The sequence below is a fragment of the Streptomyces sp. NPDC053493 genome, assembly GCF_044544825.1.
GTDB lineage: Bacteria > Actinomycetota > Actinomycetes > Streptomycetales > Streptomycetaceae > Streptomyces.
Window position 1 is genome coordinate 384,694 of the sequence record NZ_JBITXS010000002.1, and the last position, 14,243, is coordinate 398,936.

At 72.4% G+C, this 14,243-nt stretch carries 15 protein-coding genes; 5 read left to right on the plus strand and 10 right to left on the minus strand.

The features are described 5' to 3' along the window. Positions 1-261: 261 nt before the first annotated feature. From ACIGO8_RS07400 to ACIGO8_RS07440, 9 genes are all read right to left on the minus strand, one after another. Positions 262-909 (minus strand): contact-dependent growth inhibition system immunity protein, encoded by a 648-nt coding sequence (locus ACIGO8_RS07400; protein ID WP_399725293.1) that lies wholly within the window; start codon positions 907-909, stop codon positions 262-264. Between the two features lie 8 nt (positions 910-917). Further along, positions 918-1,253, minus strand: coding sequence for an RNase A-like domain-containing protein (locus tag ACIGO8_RS07405; RefSeq protein WP_399725296.1), 336 nt, complete (start codon positions 1,251-1,253; stop codon positions 918-920). Position 1,254: 1 nt separating this feature from the next. After that, a complete protein-coding gene (locus tag ACIGO8_RS07410) occupies positions 1,255-1,557 on the minus strand; it encodes a WXG100 family type VII secretion target (RefSeq protein WP_399725299.1) in 303 nt (100 codons plus the stop codon). Between the two features lie 22 nt (positions 1,558-1,579). Next, positions 1,580-2,014 carry a WXG100 family type VII secretion target gene (locus ACIGO8_RS07415; RefSeq protein ID WP_399725302.1) on the minus strand — a complete coding sequence of 145 codons (435 nt, stop codon included), beginning with the start codon at positions 2,012-2,014 and terminating at the stop codon, positions 1,580-1,582. Positions 2,015-2,066: 52 nt separating this feature from the next. Continuing rightward, positions 2,067-2,705 carry a hypothetical protein gene (locus ACIGO8_RS07420; protein ID WP_399725305.1) on the minus strand — a complete coding sequence of 213 codons (639 nt, stop codon included), beginning with the start codon at positions 2,703-2,705 and terminating at the stop codon, positions 2,067-2,069. A gap of 10 nt (positions 2,706-2,715) precedes the next feature. Further along, positions 2,716-4,671 (minus strand): RNase A-like domain-containing protein, encoded by a 1,956-nt coding sequence (locus ACIGO8_RS07425; protein ID WP_399725308.1) that lies wholly within the window; start codon positions 4,669-4,671, stop codon positions 2,716-2,718. 240 nt (positions 4,672-4,911) lie between these two features. After that, positions 4,912-5,796 (minus strand): geranyl diphosphate 2-C-methyltransferase, encoded by an 885-nt coding sequence (locus tag ACIGO8_RS07430; protein WP_399725311.1) that lies wholly within the window; start codon positions 5,794-5,796, stop codon positions 4,912-4,914. 17 nt (positions 5,797-5,813) lie between these two features. Then, positions 5,814-7,175, minus strand: coding sequence for a family 2 encapsulin nanocompartment cargo protein terpene cyclase (locus ACIGO8_RS07435; protein WP_399725314.1), 1,362 nt, complete (start codon positions 7,173-7,175; stop codon positions 5,814-5,816). 122 nt (positions 7,176-7,297) lie between these two features. After that, entirely contained in the window at positions 7,298-8,713 is a 1,416-nt protein-coding gene (locus ACIGO8_RS07440) for a family 2B encapsulin nanocompartment shell protein (protein WP_399725317.1), read from the minus strand. Between the two features lie 439 nt (positions 8,714-9,152). Between ACIGO8_RS07440 and ACIGO8_RS07445 the strand changes: the two genes are divergently transcribed. Then, entirely contained in the window at positions 9,153-9,815 is a 663-nt protein-coding gene (locus ACIGO8_RS07445; RefSeq protein ID WP_399725320.1) for a class I SAM-dependent methyltransferase, read from the plus strand. 28 nt (positions 9,816-9,843) lie between these two features. After that, a complete protein-coding gene (locus ACIGO8_RS07450) occupies positions 9,844-10,242 on the plus strand; it encodes a molybdopterin-binding protein (RefSeq protein ID WP_399725323.1) in 399 nt (132 codons plus the stop codon). A gap of 84 nt (positions 10,243-10,326) precedes the next feature. Here the strand turns inward: ACIGO8_RS07450 and ACIGO8_RS07455 are convergent, their stop codons facing one another. Then, positions 10,327-11,949, minus strand: a complete 1,623-nt coding sequence (locus ACIGO8_RS07455; protein ID WP_399725326.1) for a PucR family transcriptional regulator — start codon at positions 11,947-11,949, stop codon at positions 10,327-10,329. 299 nt (positions 11,950-12,248) lie between these two features. On the opposite strand from ACIGO8_RS07455, the gene ACIGO8_RS07460 reads away from it, so the two are divergent. The 3 genes from ACIGO8_RS07460 to modA all read left to right on the plus strand — a co-directional run bounded on the left by ACIGO8_RS07460 (position 12,249) and on the right by modA (position 14,242). Further along, positions 12,249-12,803, plus strand: a complete 555-nt coding sequence (locus ACIGO8_RS07460) for a molybdopterin-dependent oxidoreductase (RefSeq protein WP_399725329.1) — start codon at positions 12,249-12,251, stop codon at positions 12,801-12,803. Positions 12,804-12,922: 119 nt separating this feature from the next. Further along, entirely contained in the window at positions 12,923-13,318 is a 396-nt protein-coding gene (locus tag ACIGO8_RS07465; protein WP_399725332.1) for a molybdopterin-binding protein, read from the plus strand. 96 nt (positions 13,319-13,414) lie between these two features. Then, positions 13,415-14,242 (plus strand): molybdate ABC transporter substrate-binding protein, encoded by an 828-nt coding sequence (gene modA, locus ACIGO8_RS07470; protein WP_399725335.1) that lies wholly within the window; start codon positions 13,415-13,417, stop codon positions 14,240-14,242. Position 14,243 lies beyond the last annotated feature (1 nt).

The window sequence follows — 14,243 nt, forward strand, 5'->3', positions numbered from 1 at the left end:
GGCCACGCCCCGCGGTCAGGGCGGGCCGCGATCAGCTCCTCTCGCTTCCTGGCGGAGCGGCCGGCCGCGGCCTCCTTCTCGTACAGCTCGGCCCTGGTCAGCCCGGCGAGGTCCTCCTTCGGGCGCCGGGGCCGCCGTGCGCCCGGTCTTCGCGCGCCCTCCTCGCGGCCGCGCTCCTTCCGGCCGCCGTTCCTCCTCCCCCACCCCTCTCCTCGCCGTTCCTCCCCGCGCGTGCCCGCCCGGTCAGCCCGGTCAGCCCGGTCAGCCCGGGAAACGACGCAGCCGGTCGGCGAGCGCGGCGAGCCAGGCGCCCGGGGTGAGCGGGACCGGCGGCTCGACCTCCGCTCCCAGCGTGACCACCGCCAGGGCGAGGCCGTCCTCGTCGAGCGGCAGCGCCAGCAGGTCGTGCAGCTCGCCGGTGAGCTGGGCCGCCAGGCCCGGATCCGTGCCCTCCAGGTAGTCGGCGAGCGCCGTCTCGTGGTCGCCGAACTCCTCCGGCATGTCCTGCGTGAACCAGCCGCCGAGCAGCTGCGCCAGCTCCGGGAAACGGGCCCGCCACTCCCAGGGCGTCGCGGGCGGCCCGGGCGGCGGCGCCTGGCCGGACGCCAGGCTCTCGTCCAGCCGGTCGGCGAGGCCCGTCAGCCAGTCGTGCGTCTCCTCCGGCCGCAGCCCCAGGTCGGGCAGCCGGTAGTACTCGCCGAGCCGCGTCCTCAGCCGGCCGGGCGGGTTCTCCGCGTAGGCGCGCAGCTGCTCGGCGGCGACGGCGATCGCCCAGGGACGGGTGCGCCACGTCTGCCGCAGATATCCGGTCACCGCCTCGGGCGCGTGCGGTCCGAGGCCGAGGTGGGCGCGGACGACCTGGTCGAGTTCGCCGTACTTCCGGTCGTGCTCGGCGGGATTCAGGGACACGGGAGCCTCTACAGGTGGACGGGCAGGCTGGAATGGACGGTGAAGCCGTACGGAGCGGCCTCGCCGGGCGCGGTCCGGAGCAGCACCACCCGGGCGGCCCGCACCGGGACGGGCTCCGTCTGCCCGGCCAGCACCATGCCGGCGGTCAGCACGGTCCCGACCGGCTCGGGGCGCGAGGGCCAGGCCGCCTCGACGACCAGCCGGCGCCGGGTGGACTGGGCGAGCCAGCGGTGGATGAGCTGCTCGTTGAGGGCGACGACCTGCTGGGTCGCCCACCGGGCGGTCGCCCGGTCCGGGTAGGTCGCGGCCCGGTCGGCCCGGGCGCGGGCGGCGGACGTGGTCATCTCAGGCTCCTCCCCAGCCGCGCAGGGTGGCCCGCTGGGCGGCGGAGTAGTTGGCGTGGCCGGTGGACACGATCGCGTGCAGCCAGGCCTGGGCGGCCTGAAGGTCCGCCATCTGCCGGTCCCAGCGGTCGAGTTCGTCCAGGAACGCCTCCCGGGCCTCGCCCTTCCAGGCGAGGACGACCGGCACCGTACGGTCGTACAGCTCGGTCAGGCGCTCGTCGAGCCTGCGGAGGATGTCCTCCAGGTCGCTCGCGATCGCGCGCAGTGCGGCGATGTCGACGGTGATGGAGCCGTCCTCGCTCATGTTCCGTGTCCCCCCATGCCTGTCAGATGCCGCTGATCCTGCTCTGCGGGGCGGGCGCCGCCGGTCCCCGCCCTCCGGTCCCGGCCGCGCCCTCACCCTCGCCCTCGCTCTCGCCCGAGAGGCGGGCCACCTCGGCCGCCACGTCGACCGACCGGCCCTCCGCCCGCAGCCGCCGCAGCGTGTCCAGCTCCTGCCGGGTGAAGCCGTCCCGGCTCATCCGGACGGCCTGCTCCAGGACACCGAGGATCTCCCGGATGCGTACGGCGTCGGCGCCGGCCTCCCGGTGCAGTTTCCGGTAGGCCGTCGCCGCCTCGCTCCGCCACCCCGCCTCGGCCCGGTCGACCAGCGCGTCCATCCGGCGCACCTGCCCGTCGAGATGCTCCCGCATGGCCCCGAGATCGGCCGCGAGCCGGTTCAGGTCCTCCTCCGACACGTCGAGGTCGGGTTCGATGGGCACGTCGGTCACTCCTTCCGGTGAGGTCGGCGCTGGTCGGGTGGGGCCGGTGCGGTCAGTGGTGTTCGGCGAAGTGGGCGTGCACGGCGTCGAGGAGGAGCCGCAGCCGCGCGTGCGTGACCGCGGGCATCACGCGCGCGAAGGCGGCGTCGAGCGCCCCGGCGCCCGGGAACATGTAGAGCACGCGCTGCAGTTCCCCGGCGAGGGCTGCGATTCTGCCGTGGCAGTCGGGATGGTCCATGGCGACCACCTCCTGCGGGCTCTCTCCCGCCGCTGTCAACGAGGCGAACGAGTCGAGGAGCGAGAAGCGGGCCCGTGCTTCCCACGGCGCGAGCGGCAGTTCACGGATGTCCGGGCAGGCGGCGAACCAGGGAGCGCGCAGGATCTCGGCGAGCGAGCGCAGGAAGGCGTCGACCGGCTCGTTCCCGGCGGCGTGCGCCAGCCTGGACCGGAAGATCCTGGGCCGGGCGGCGAATGCGTCGGTCCGCGTCTCCTCGGCCAGGTCGTCGAGGAGCGCGGCAACGGCGTCGAGCGGCATCACCCAGGCGGTCGTGGGCGAGTCCTGGACGAGCCGCGAGAAGCGCTGGAGTTCGTTCTCCAGCGGTTCGGCGCCCGGGTTCCTCGCCGCCGCGGCGAGGTCGACGAGCTGTGCGAGCACGCCGGCCGTGCAGCGGATGTCGGTCGGTTCGGTCACCTGGCGCATGTTAGGGGGCTTCCGGATACGCGGTCACGACGTACAGGGTCTTCGACTCGGGCGAGTAGGCCACCACGACGCGTACGGAGTGCACGGCCGCGGACCAGGCGCGCGTGCCGTACGCGTCGTAGTCGGCCCGGGTGACCGAGGATCCCGTCACCACCCTCTGCCCGTTGGCGTCCTTGGGCTCGAACCTCCACGACTGCCGCGACTCGGGGTTGAAGGTGCCGTCCTGGACCTTCTGCTCCTGCCTGCGCATCCAGTTGTTCAGCAGGTCCTTCATGGTCGGGTCGTCCAGCGCGGCCTGGACGTACTGCTGGGCGGTGGGCAGGTCGGGGAACGAGGAGGCGCTGGAGGGCTTCGGGCTGTCGCGGAGCCGGTCGACCAGCTGCTCGGGAGTCAGGCCGATGTGCCGGTCGACCGCGTGGGCCTCCCTTCCCTTCAGCGGGTCCGTCTGGCCGGGCGGCAGGAAGTCGTTGCTCTCCCACTCCGTCGCCGCGAGGTCGACCGGGAAGTCGTGGGCCGGGTTCCAGGCCTCCGGGTTGACCGGGTAGAGCTTGCGGTCGAACTCGAACAGCGACCGCGCGCCGAAGGCCTCCGCCCTGGCCTCCTCCGCCTGGAAGGTGGGCACCTCGCGCAACGCCTCCCGCAACGGCTCGATCAAGCCCTGCAGCCGCGCCCTCTCGGCCCGCAGCGCCTGCTCGTAGGCGTCGACCGCCCGGTTGACGGCGTGGGTGTCGATGTTGACGAGGACGTTGAGGAGCAGTCCCTTCGCCAGCTTCTTCAGCCGGTCGAAGAGGTCCTTGAAGAAGCCCTTGATGTCGGTCGGGTCCAGGACCAGCATCGCCTTCGTGAAGGCCTCGGTGAGTTCGTGCCGCAGGGCGGCCCGGACGTTCTGGGCCGCCTTCGCGTAGAGCCGCAGCGCCTCGGCCAGTTGTTCCGCCGTGGTGAACAGGACGGAGAACACCGGGAGACTGGAGCCGGCGGGCATGTTCGGCGGCTGGTGGTTCCACTCGTAGCCGGCGGTCCGCTGTCCCCACGACGTGGTGCCCCACAGAGAGGACACGAACTGCAGCATCGCCCGGTGCCAGTCGTCCTTGTTCCGGTCCGTGATCGTCTGCACGGTCGACGTGAGCTGCTGTTCGATCGCGGCGATGCCGGCCGCGTAGGGAAGCCACAGTCCCGTCGAGACCTCGTTGACGCGGAGGTAGTTCGGCAGCGGCAGGATCTCCAGGGCCCGGCCGGTGCGCAGGACCTCTTCCACCACCTCGCGCATCAGGTCGCCGGGTATGCCGTGGAAGACGTCGAGGAACTCGTCGACGGGGTTGCCGTCGCGGACGCCGAAGGGCGGCGGAGGCGTGTACGACGGCTGCAGGAAGATGATCTGCGGGGCCGGCCGTGGCACGAACGGCGGCGCGCCCGGGTGGGTCGCGGCGTCCGCCTGGCCGAAGTTGTTGGCGGTGGTGGTGAAGCCGAGGGCGGCCCCGCCGAGGGCGACGACCGCCTTGGCGTGGAGTTCCAGGAGCAGGCCGAGGACCTCGGCGTACGTGCCCGCGAACTCGGCCGCGGCGGCGCCGGAGCCGCCCACTCGTGGGTAGCCGGCGTGGGCGTCGAGGAACTGGACGAGCGCCTTGTGGAAGGAGTGCTGCTCGAAGGCGACGGCGGACGAGACCTGGTAGAGCTGGAGCGGCTGGACGTCGATGACGCCGGGAGCCGTCACCGGGCTCGTGACCGCGGGCGGCGTCGGCGGAGGCAGCTGGGGCGGCGGTCCCGAGGGACCGGGCATGTGCGGGACCGGTGACTGGTTGGCCTGCGGCGAGGGTGTCGCCGGTCCGGTGGGTGTCGCCGGCGTGCCGGGTGCGCCGCCCTGGGTGGGCAGGTGGGTGGTGCCGGGTGTCGGCGCGGTACCGGTCGGACCGGGTGGTGTCGGGGTGTTCGGGGTGCCGGTCGGGCCTGGTGTGCTCACCGGGCCGGCCGGTCCGTCGACCCGTCCGTCGACCCGTCCGTCGTCCGGCCCGTCGCGTACCCGCCCGCGCTGCGTCCCATCGGTCCCCCCGGCTCCGTAAGGCTGGCGCGAAGCTAGCAGCGCGGGCCGCCAATTCCCATACTTGGAAAGGATGTTGGCCGGATCGGACGCGTCGGGGCCGGGCCCGTCGGAGGACGGGCCCGGCCCCTGGGATCGCCGGTCGTGGCGGGTCGGACGGGATCAGACGCGGTCGGCCGCGATCAGGACGTACTGGAAGGAGCCGTCCTTGTACGACTCGATGAACGCCTCCTCGATGCCGGTGACCAGCGAGGACGTGGCCCGCAGCTCCCAGTAGGGCAGGGTCTCGGGAGTCAGGTCGATGACGGCCTGCGGCACGAGCCGGTTGTCGGCCATGGCCCGCAGGTACTCGCGGCGGGAGTGGATGTTGCACTCGAAGTGGGCGTTGATCTGGGAGACCCACTTGGAGGGCTGGCCGTACTTCGGGTTCCAGCAGCCGGTGATGGTGACGTAGCGGCCGCCGACGGCGAGGATGCGGGAGTGCTCGGCCATCAGGTCGTGCAGGTCCACGTACATGCTCGACTCGTTGTTCCAGGACGCGGCGGCCTGCCCGGTCTCGAACGGGGTGTCGAGCATGTTGCACACCCGGGCGTGCACATGGTCCTCGATGCCGAGCTCCTGGGCGCGCCGGTTGGCGAAGTCGGCCTGCTTGGCGGAGAGCGTGACGCCCTCGACCTTGCAGCCGAAGCGCTGGTGGGCCATGACCATGGAACCGCCGCGTCCGCAGCCGGCGTCGACGAGCGTGTCGTCGCGGCCGATGGAGCCGAGGTGCTCGAGCAGCACGTCGGTCTGCGCCGACTCCAGGCGGTGCAGCTCGGCGATCAGCTTCTTCTCGTACTCGCTGTCCGCGGGGTCCCCGAGCGAGGCGTGGTCCACGGCGCCGATGCCGTAGTGGTGGTGGTAGAGCCCGTCGACGTCGCCGAGGCGGAGGTTCACGGGCCTGGCCTCGTCGTTCCAGTAGCGGGCGATGTCCCCCTGGTAGGGAGTCGCGGGCGCCGGGACGAACGCGGAGGTGCTTTCGGCGGTGGTGAACTCGGTGCTGGTCACTGATAAAAGTCCGTTTCTTACCAGAAGTCGGGCAGGCTGTAGCGATAGGTGTTGGTCTGGTGCCAGTAGTGGTTGCCGTCCACCCAGGTGGCGACGCCCCGCAGGAAGCGGAGCAGGCTCGGGACCGGGGTGGCGGCGGCGAGCGCGGCGGCCTCGGCCTCGAAGGCGTGCATGAGGTCGTTGTGGACCTCGACCGCCTTCAGATAGCCCTCCTTGTCGGAGAGGCCCTCGCGTTCGGCGAGCACGACGGGCAGGTTGAGGTGCCGGCCGGGGCTGTTGAGCTCCTTGGTGTAGGAGTACAGGTCGTTCACGATGGTGGTCGCGTTCCCGGCCAGTGCGATGACCCGCTGCATGGCGGGCAGGGCGTGCAGGTCCGCCGGGAGCTCGTAGCCGCCGACGGAGTCGGTGATGGTGGGACAGGGGCGGAAGTTGTTGAACTGGCGCATGGCCAGGTACTCCCACACCTCGGGTACGTGATCGGTCTCGGCCCACGCGGCCTCGGCGAGGTAGCCCATGTGCAGCCGGGCCATGTCGTGCCGGAACCGGTCGGCCTGGGACGGCGTGGCCGCCTCGACGAAGTACTGCATCGCGGAGCGGTAGGCGCGCCGTGGTGCGTCGGAGTGGAGCGACTCCGCCCAGGAGGGCTCGTACTCCTTGGTGGTGTGCAGCGGGTCGAGGGCGGTGTGGGCGAGGAGGAGACGGCTGCCGAGTCCGACGGGTGATCCGCCGTGGTCCTCGCAGTAGCAGTCGTCGACGGCGTTCTCCGCCACCATCAGCCGGGTCGCGAGCATGAGGTGGTCGACCGTCGGGGCGTCGGGGTGGCAGGCCACCATGTAGCGCCCGACGGAGAAGCCGTCGAACTGGTCCTCCCACTCCGGTGGGTAGACCTGGGCCTCGTTCACCGCCCAGTCCTTGATCCGCCGGCTGAGCTCCGCCACCCGCGCCGCGTCGGGTTCGGGCACGGGGTGGAAGTAGAGGCCGGGGATCGGGTTGCCTTCCACGGCCGTCGCCTCGTCCGTGTCCGCCGCCTCGTCGGCCGGTGCGGGCGGGGCCGGCGGCTCGGCGCGCCGGGCCAGGGAGAGGCTCGCCGTGCCGAAGCCGCTGGGGCCGCGCAGGATCCGGTCGATGTCGGAGGTGGTCGGAGCGGGCGCCGCCGCCGTCGGAGCGGGTGAGGCTCCGGTGGCGGGTGAGGTGTCCGTGGACGTCAGCGCCGATGCCGTCGTGGCCGGGGAGACCTGCGAAGGCGGCGAGACCGGCGCGGCCGACGCGGCCGACGCGAGGGACGGGAACGGCGGAGAGGGCGGGCCGGGCAGCGAGGACCGTACGGAGGACGTGACGGGTGGGCTCGACTGCACGAGAGAAAGCCCGGTGTCGGGCATCCGTGGCTCCTTGCTGGGATGGGTGGGCCGTCCCGGCCCGGGGTGGCCCGGCCCGGCGCGGCCCTCGGACGGATCGACGGATCGACGGGTCGACGGGTCGACGGATCCTCGCCGGACAGGCCCTAGTCGCGCTTGCGGGCGATCTGCACGTTCTCGAGGACACCGAGCGCGTCGGGCACGAGGACGGCGGCGGAGTAGTAGGTGGTGACCAGGTACGAGATGATCGCCTGCTCGTTGATGCCCATGAACCTGACCGACAGGCCCGGCTCGTACTCCTCCGGCAGGCCGGTCTGGCGCAGACCGATGACTCCCTGGTTGTCCTCGCCGGTACGCATGGCGATGACCGAGCTGGTCTGCTCCTTGCTGATCGGGATCTTGTTGCAGGGCAGGATCGGGACGCCGCGCCAGGCCGGGACCGACTGACCGCCGAGGTCGACGTGGTCCGGGTAGAGCCCGCGGGCGTTGAACTCGCGCCCGATGGCCGCGATGGTCCGCGGGTGGGCGAGGATCAGCTTGGTGCCGCGCCGGCGGGAGATCAGCTCGTCGAGGTCGTCCGGGGTGGGCGGCCCGGAGTGGGGCTGGATGCGCTGCTTGAAGGCGGCGTTGTGGAGCAGACCGAACTCGCGGTTGTTGATCAGCTCGTGCTCCTGGCGCTCGCGCAGCGCCTCGATGGTGAGCCTGAGCTGCTCCTCCGTCTGGTTCATCGGCCCGTTGTAGAGGTCGGCGACCCTGGTGTGGACCCGCAGCACGGTCTGGGCGACGGAGAGCTCGTACTCCCGCGGATTGAGCTCGTAGTCGACGAAGGCGCCGGGGAGTTCGACCTCGCCGACGTGACCGGCCGACATGGCGATCTCGGCCTCGCCGTGACGGTTCTGCCGCTGCTGGGGCAGCGAGCTGAACTCCTGGATGTGGGCCTGGAGGCTGGGCGCCGAGGCCATGACGGAGGCGAAGTCGGAGCGCGAGAGGGTGAGCAGGGTGCCCGGGGTCTCGGCGGTGGCGGTGTAGTCCCACTGGGAGTCGCCGTCGAGGAGCGCGTTCTCGCCGAAGCGGTCGCCGTCGGCGAGGGTGGCCACGCCGACCTCGTCGCCGTACTTGCCGACGGAGGTCTGGTTGATCCGGCCGTGGGCGATGAGGTGGATCTGGTCTGCGGGCGTGCCGCGCTCGACGAGCACCTCACCGGCCCGGAAGTCGCGCTGGAGGCACCGGTTGGCGAGGGCGGTCAGCACCTCCTCGTCGTCGAAGCCGCGCAGCAGGGCGAGTTCGCCGAGTTCCCGCGGGATCACCCGGACGTTCGCGCCGTCCTGGACGAACTCGATGACACCGTCGCCGACGGTGTAGGTCAACCGGCGGTTGACCCGGTAGGCGCCGCCCTTCGTCTCCACCCAGGGGAGCATCCGCAGCAGCCAGCGGGAGGTGATCTCCTGCATCTGCGGGGCGGACTTGGTGGTGGTGGCGAGGTTCCGGGCAGCCGCGGTGCTCAGACTGGACTGCGGCCTCGGCGGCTCCAGCTCCGTGTCCGGGCCGGTCTCAACGGTCATGGGACGAGCGCTCCTTGAAAAGAGGAAAAACCGACACAATCTCTGGGAATCCGTCCAGATCCCGGGGAACAGTAACGGCCCGTGCACCCTGCGTGCCCGGCAGGACCGTGGGCATTACCTCGAAGCGGTGATCTTGCTGGGCACGGTGTTTATCCGGGCTTGTGACGACATTCGAGCCACCCGGGGAGAGCGCGCCGGGGCGTGCGCGACACTTCACGCGCCCCCTCCCCAACTTCCGCCGCAGCGAAGGGAAATGAGGAAGCCTCAGGCAGGCGCGCTGGGGCCCGTGTGCGCGGGGCGCACGGGGGCTTGCGCCGAACGGGAAACGCTCCGGGCGTCGGGCGCGAGGTTTCGGCCACCACCGCACGGGTCCGCCGGCGCCGGGCGGGCGGACCGTGACAGCGGCATGGGCCACCGGGCAGGGGGGAAGGTAACCGGAATGCGCGAAAAGGGTGACGAGGGACGGACGTTGACGGCGGCCGAGCTGTTCGACAGCGTGGGCCTGGACTACGAGAAGGCGTTCGGGCGCCTGCCGGAGCAGCGGGCGGCGGTCGACTGGCTCACGCGACGCCTCCGGCCGGGAGCCAGGGTGCTCGACGTGGGCAGCGGCACCGGCCGCCCGGTCGCCGAGCTCCTGGTGCGGGCCGGCCATGAGGTGACCGGCATCGACGTGTCCGACACGATGGTGACCTTGGCCCGCGAACAGGTGCCGGGCGCCCGCTTCGAGCGGTGCGACGTTCTGGACTTCGAGGCGCCGGAGGCGGGCTTCGACGCGGTGTGCGCCTTCTTCCCGCTGCTGATGATGAGCCGGGCGGAGGCCACCGCCGCCCTGCGGCGCATGGCGGGCTGGCTGGCGCCCGGCGGCTTCCTGGTGAGCGCCACCGTGCCGGCGGACGTCGAGGAGGTGGAGATCGTCTGGATGGGCCGCCGGGCCCGGGTGTCCAGTTTCTCCGCGGAGGAGTACGTGCGGCTGCTCCGCGAGGAGTGCGGGCTCGAGGTCCTGCACCAGGCCGTCTCGCTCTTCCGCCCCGACGAGCCCTCGGCGGCCCCTGAGGAGCACCTTTTCTGTTACGCCACGAGAGGCCAGGGCGCCCCGGCGTGATCGGCGGGACACCCCCTAGAGTGCGGGTGTGCCGTCGTACAGCATTGGGCAGGCCGCGCGGCTGCTCGGAGTGAGTTCGGAGACCGTTCGCCGGTGGGCGGACGGCGGCCGGCTGCGCGTGGACCGGGACTCCTCGGGGAACCGGGTGATCGACGGCCTGAGCCTGGCCCGCTTCGCGAAGGAACGCGGGTCCGGTCCGCACGCGGTGGCGGACGACGGCGTGCCGACCTCCGTGCGCAACTCCTTCGTGGGAATCGTGACGGCGGTACGGGTCGACGACGTGGCCGCCCAGGTGGAGGTCCAGTCGGGGCCGCACCGGCTGGTGTCACTGGTGACGCGCGAGGCGGTCGAGGAGCTGGGCCTGGAGGTCGGCGTCACCGTGACGGCCCGGGTGAAGTCGACGAACGTCCACGTCGACCTGCCCTGACCTGTCGCGACCCGCCCTGACCTGTCGCGACCTGCCCTGGCCTGTCGTGACCTGCCGGCCTCCGCCCTGTCCGGTCGTCGGTCGTCACCGGCACAGGAGGGCGGCGCGCAGGTCCAGCTTGTGGTCGAGGCGGGACAGGTCGCGGCCGGTGAGGCTCTCCACGCGCTGGATGCGGTAGTGGACGGTGTTCACGTGGAGGTGCAGGGCCGCGGCGGTCCTGGCCCAGGAGCAGTTGTGGGCGAGGAAGACCTCCAGCGTCTCCAGGAGCACGTCGTTCGAGGTCCGGCCGGCGCGCAGGAGCGGGCCGAGGACGGTCTCGCGGTAGACGCCGCGTACGTCGTCGGGTATCCCGGCGAGCAGCAGTTCGAGCCCGGAGAGATCGGCGACGCCGGACACATGGGCGCCGCCGGGGTGCGAGGTGCGGGCGGCGGCGAGCGCGTGGCGGGCCTGTCCGGCGGCCACGCCGAGGTCGGCGGGCGCGCGGGCCGGTTCGCTCACGCCGGCGTGCAGGGCGGCGCCCGGGCGGCAGGCGTGCAGCAGCGGCCACACGGCGGCGAGCTCGGCGCGGACGTCGAGCGGCTCGGCACCGGGGCTCACGTCAGCCGCGCTTCCGGCGGCCTCGCTCTTGGCGGCCGCACCGGCGTCGGTACGGGCTCCGGCGCGGCGGCGGTCGTCGGCGGCGGCGACGACCGCCATCGCCTCGCCGCCGGGCCGGCCGGCGACCGCGAACGCGACGGCGGACGAGGGCAGGTGCCTCAGCGCCTCGGTGAGCGCGGCGCCGGCGTCCGCACCGTCCTCGGCCGGGTCGACGGAGGCGACGACGACGGCGTACGGCCCGGTCTCGGGCAGCCCGCTCGCGGCCAGCGCCCGCTGGACGGCGTTCGCGTCCGGGTACGCGGCGCCGACCAGGCCCATGAGTTCGGTGTGGGTCCGCCGGCGCGCGGCTTCTCGCCGGTCGTGGCGGCGCCGGTGCCGGGAGAGCAGTTCGGCGATCTCCTGGAGGACGCGCGGCGGCACCCGGACCTCGTCCGGCAGGTGCAGGTGCCAGGCGTCGAAGGCGGTGTCGTCGGCCTCGACGCGCAGCGTCGTGCCGCGCACGCCGTGCGGCAGCGCGGCCGCCCGCCTGGCGGGCAGCGCGGGCGCGCCGGCGGTGCGGGCGACCGTGCGGCCGCTGCCGGTCAGGAGGTGGCAGGCGGGCGTGCCGAGGTGGGCGAAGGCGCGGTCGAGGAGTTCGCCGGCGGACGCGCCGTTCTCCAGGGCGCGGCCGAGGTCGTCGCGTACGTTCTCGGGCAGCGCGTAGTGGCCGGTGGGCCGCCGGCTGAGCTCGCCCCACTGGCGCAGGTAGACGGCTTCGGTGACGGCCCGGAAGGTGGTGTGCGCCGGGACGCCGAGCAGCGCGATCCGGTGGCCGCGGCAGGCGTCGGCCAGCTCGCGCGGCACCTCGCCGTGCGTCTCCTCGCCCGCGAGCAGCGCCACCGCCCCGGCCTCGCGCAGCGCGGAGACGAAGCGGTCGGCCTTGCCGCGGCCGTCCTCCCGGCTCCACCACACCAGGCCGCTGAGGACGATCTCGCCGGGCTGGAGGAAGCGGGCCGGGTCCTCCAGGTCGGTCGCCGTCACTCCGCCGATCTCCTGGTCGAGCAGCGCCTGCTCGCCCCACACCAGGGAGAGGTCGAGTCGGTCGAGCCGGAGAAGATGGTCGACGTGCATGACGGTGCTCTCACATTCACGAGGCCGAAGCGGGTCTCGTCATCGTAAATGCGTGGTAAATCACGGGAAACGCCTTGCTGATGATCGGAACGTCCAGAGCGCGGGGCGAGGCGTGGTGGTATCCGACGGCCCGTATCCCGATGGGCGCATGAACCAGGCAGATGCGAGCGGCATCCTCGTATCAAGCTCACAATCTTGCACGAAGAGGTGAGGCAGGGCCGCAAACGTGGTTCCGCATCCCCGCTCCTCGGGTATCTCTGGGCGCAGCCCGCCCACCGAACCGCCAGGAGGGGATCACCATGAGCCGGCCGACCGCTGCGCCACCGCCCGTCACTCCCCCGGCCGCCGTCGGGGCCGCCTCCGCCTTCGCGCTCTGGGGCGATGTCGCGCGGCCCGCCACCCTGACCGTCGCCGATCTGCGGCGGGGCTGGACGCGGCACCGCGCCGAGGTCGTCTTCGACTGCGCGACCGCCGGGCCGCAGCACCACACCTTCGAAGGGCCGCTGCTGCGTGAGGTCGTGGCCGCGGCCCACCCGTCCTTCGACCCGGACCGCCGCAAGGAGCGCTCACGCTTCCTGCTCGCCGTGAGCGGCGGCGACGGGCACCACACCGTCCTGTCGTGGGCGGAGATCGACGCGGACTTCGGCGACGCGCCGGTGCTGCTCGCCACCCGCCTCAACGGCGAGGAGCTCGACACGGCCGGCGCCCAGCTCGTCGTGCCCTCCGACCGCTGCGGCGCCCGCTACGTCAGCGCGGTCACCGGCATCTGGATCGGCGCCTGCCAGGCGCCCGCGGACGCGGCCGCCGGCGCCGACGTAGGCCTCGGAGGGACCCGGGTCGCATCCGAGGGATGAGACATCCGGGAGCCCCGGGCACCCACCTCCGTCCCTTCCTCCAAGGCGCCTCTCATTCGCGATGGAGACTCGCACATGTTTGTTGCAGATGAGAGCTTCAGCGCCCTACGGTGTCGCACATGCAGTCCTACACCATCGGTCAGGCCGCGCGGCTGCTGGGCGTCAGCCCCGACACCGCGCGGCGCTGGGCGGATGCGGGCCGGGTCGTGACCCACCGCGACGAGAGCGGCCGCCGTCTGATCGACGGCAAGGCCCTTGCGGCGTTCTCCGTGGAGATCGCGCAGGGCGGCGTCGGCGACGAGGGCGTGTCGTACACCTCGGCGCGCAACGCCTTCCCCGGCATCGTCACGGAGATCAAGCTCGGCGACATCGCGGCCCAGGTGGAGATCCAGGCGGGCCCGCACCGGCTCGTCTCGCTCCTCACCCGTGAGGCCGTGGAGGAACTGGGACTGGAAGTCGGCATGCAGGCCACCGCCCGCGTGAAGTCGACCAGCGTGCACATCGACCGCACCTGACCCCTCACGCCGTACCGGGCGACGGCGGCCGTCGGCGCGACCGGCCGCTCCCGAGCCCCGCCATCTTCCGTTCGTCCGCAAGGAGTTCAGACCCTCATGTCCGTCATCCTCACCGTCTCCGGACGCCGCGCCGCCGCCGCTGTCCTCACCGCGGCCCTTCTCGTCCCGCTCGCCGCCTGCGGCACGAACGACACCAAGGACGAGGGCAGGAAGGACGCCGGCGGCTCGACCGCCTCCGGCTCCGCGAGCGCCGCGCCCAAGGCCGATCTGACGGTCCTCGCCGCGGCCTCCCTCACCGACGTCTTCAAGACCGCGGGCGCCGCCTACGAGAAGTCCCACCCCGGCACGAAGATCACCTTCTCCTTCGCCGGCTCGCAGGAGCTCGTCGCCCAGGTCTCGCAGGGCTCGCCCGCCGACGTCCTGGTCACCGCCGACACCAAGAGCATGGACAAGGTGAAGGCCGACACCGGCACGCCGACGGTCATCGCCAGGAACCGTCTGGTCATCGCCACCGGCAAGGGCAACCCCTTCAAGGTCGACGAGCTGAAGGACCTCGCGGACACCAAGCTCAAGGTCGTCCTCGCCGCGCCCGAGGTGCCCGCCGGCAAGTACAGCAAGAAGATCCTCGACGCCCAGAAGATCACGGTGAAGCCGGTCTCCCAGGAGCCGAACGTGCGCGCCGTGCTCAGCAAGGTCGAGCTCGGCGAGGCCGACGCCGGCCTCGTCTACAAGACCGACGCCGAGAGCGCCAAGGGCAAGGTCGAGGCCGTCGAGATCCCCGACGCGCAGAACGCCGTCGCGCAGTACCCGGCGGCCACGCTGAAGGACTCGAAGAACTCCCAGGCAGCCGCCGCGTTCGTCGCCTGGCTCTCCTCGCCCGAGGGCCAGAAGATCCTCCAGGACGCCGGCTTCCAGAAGCCGTAGC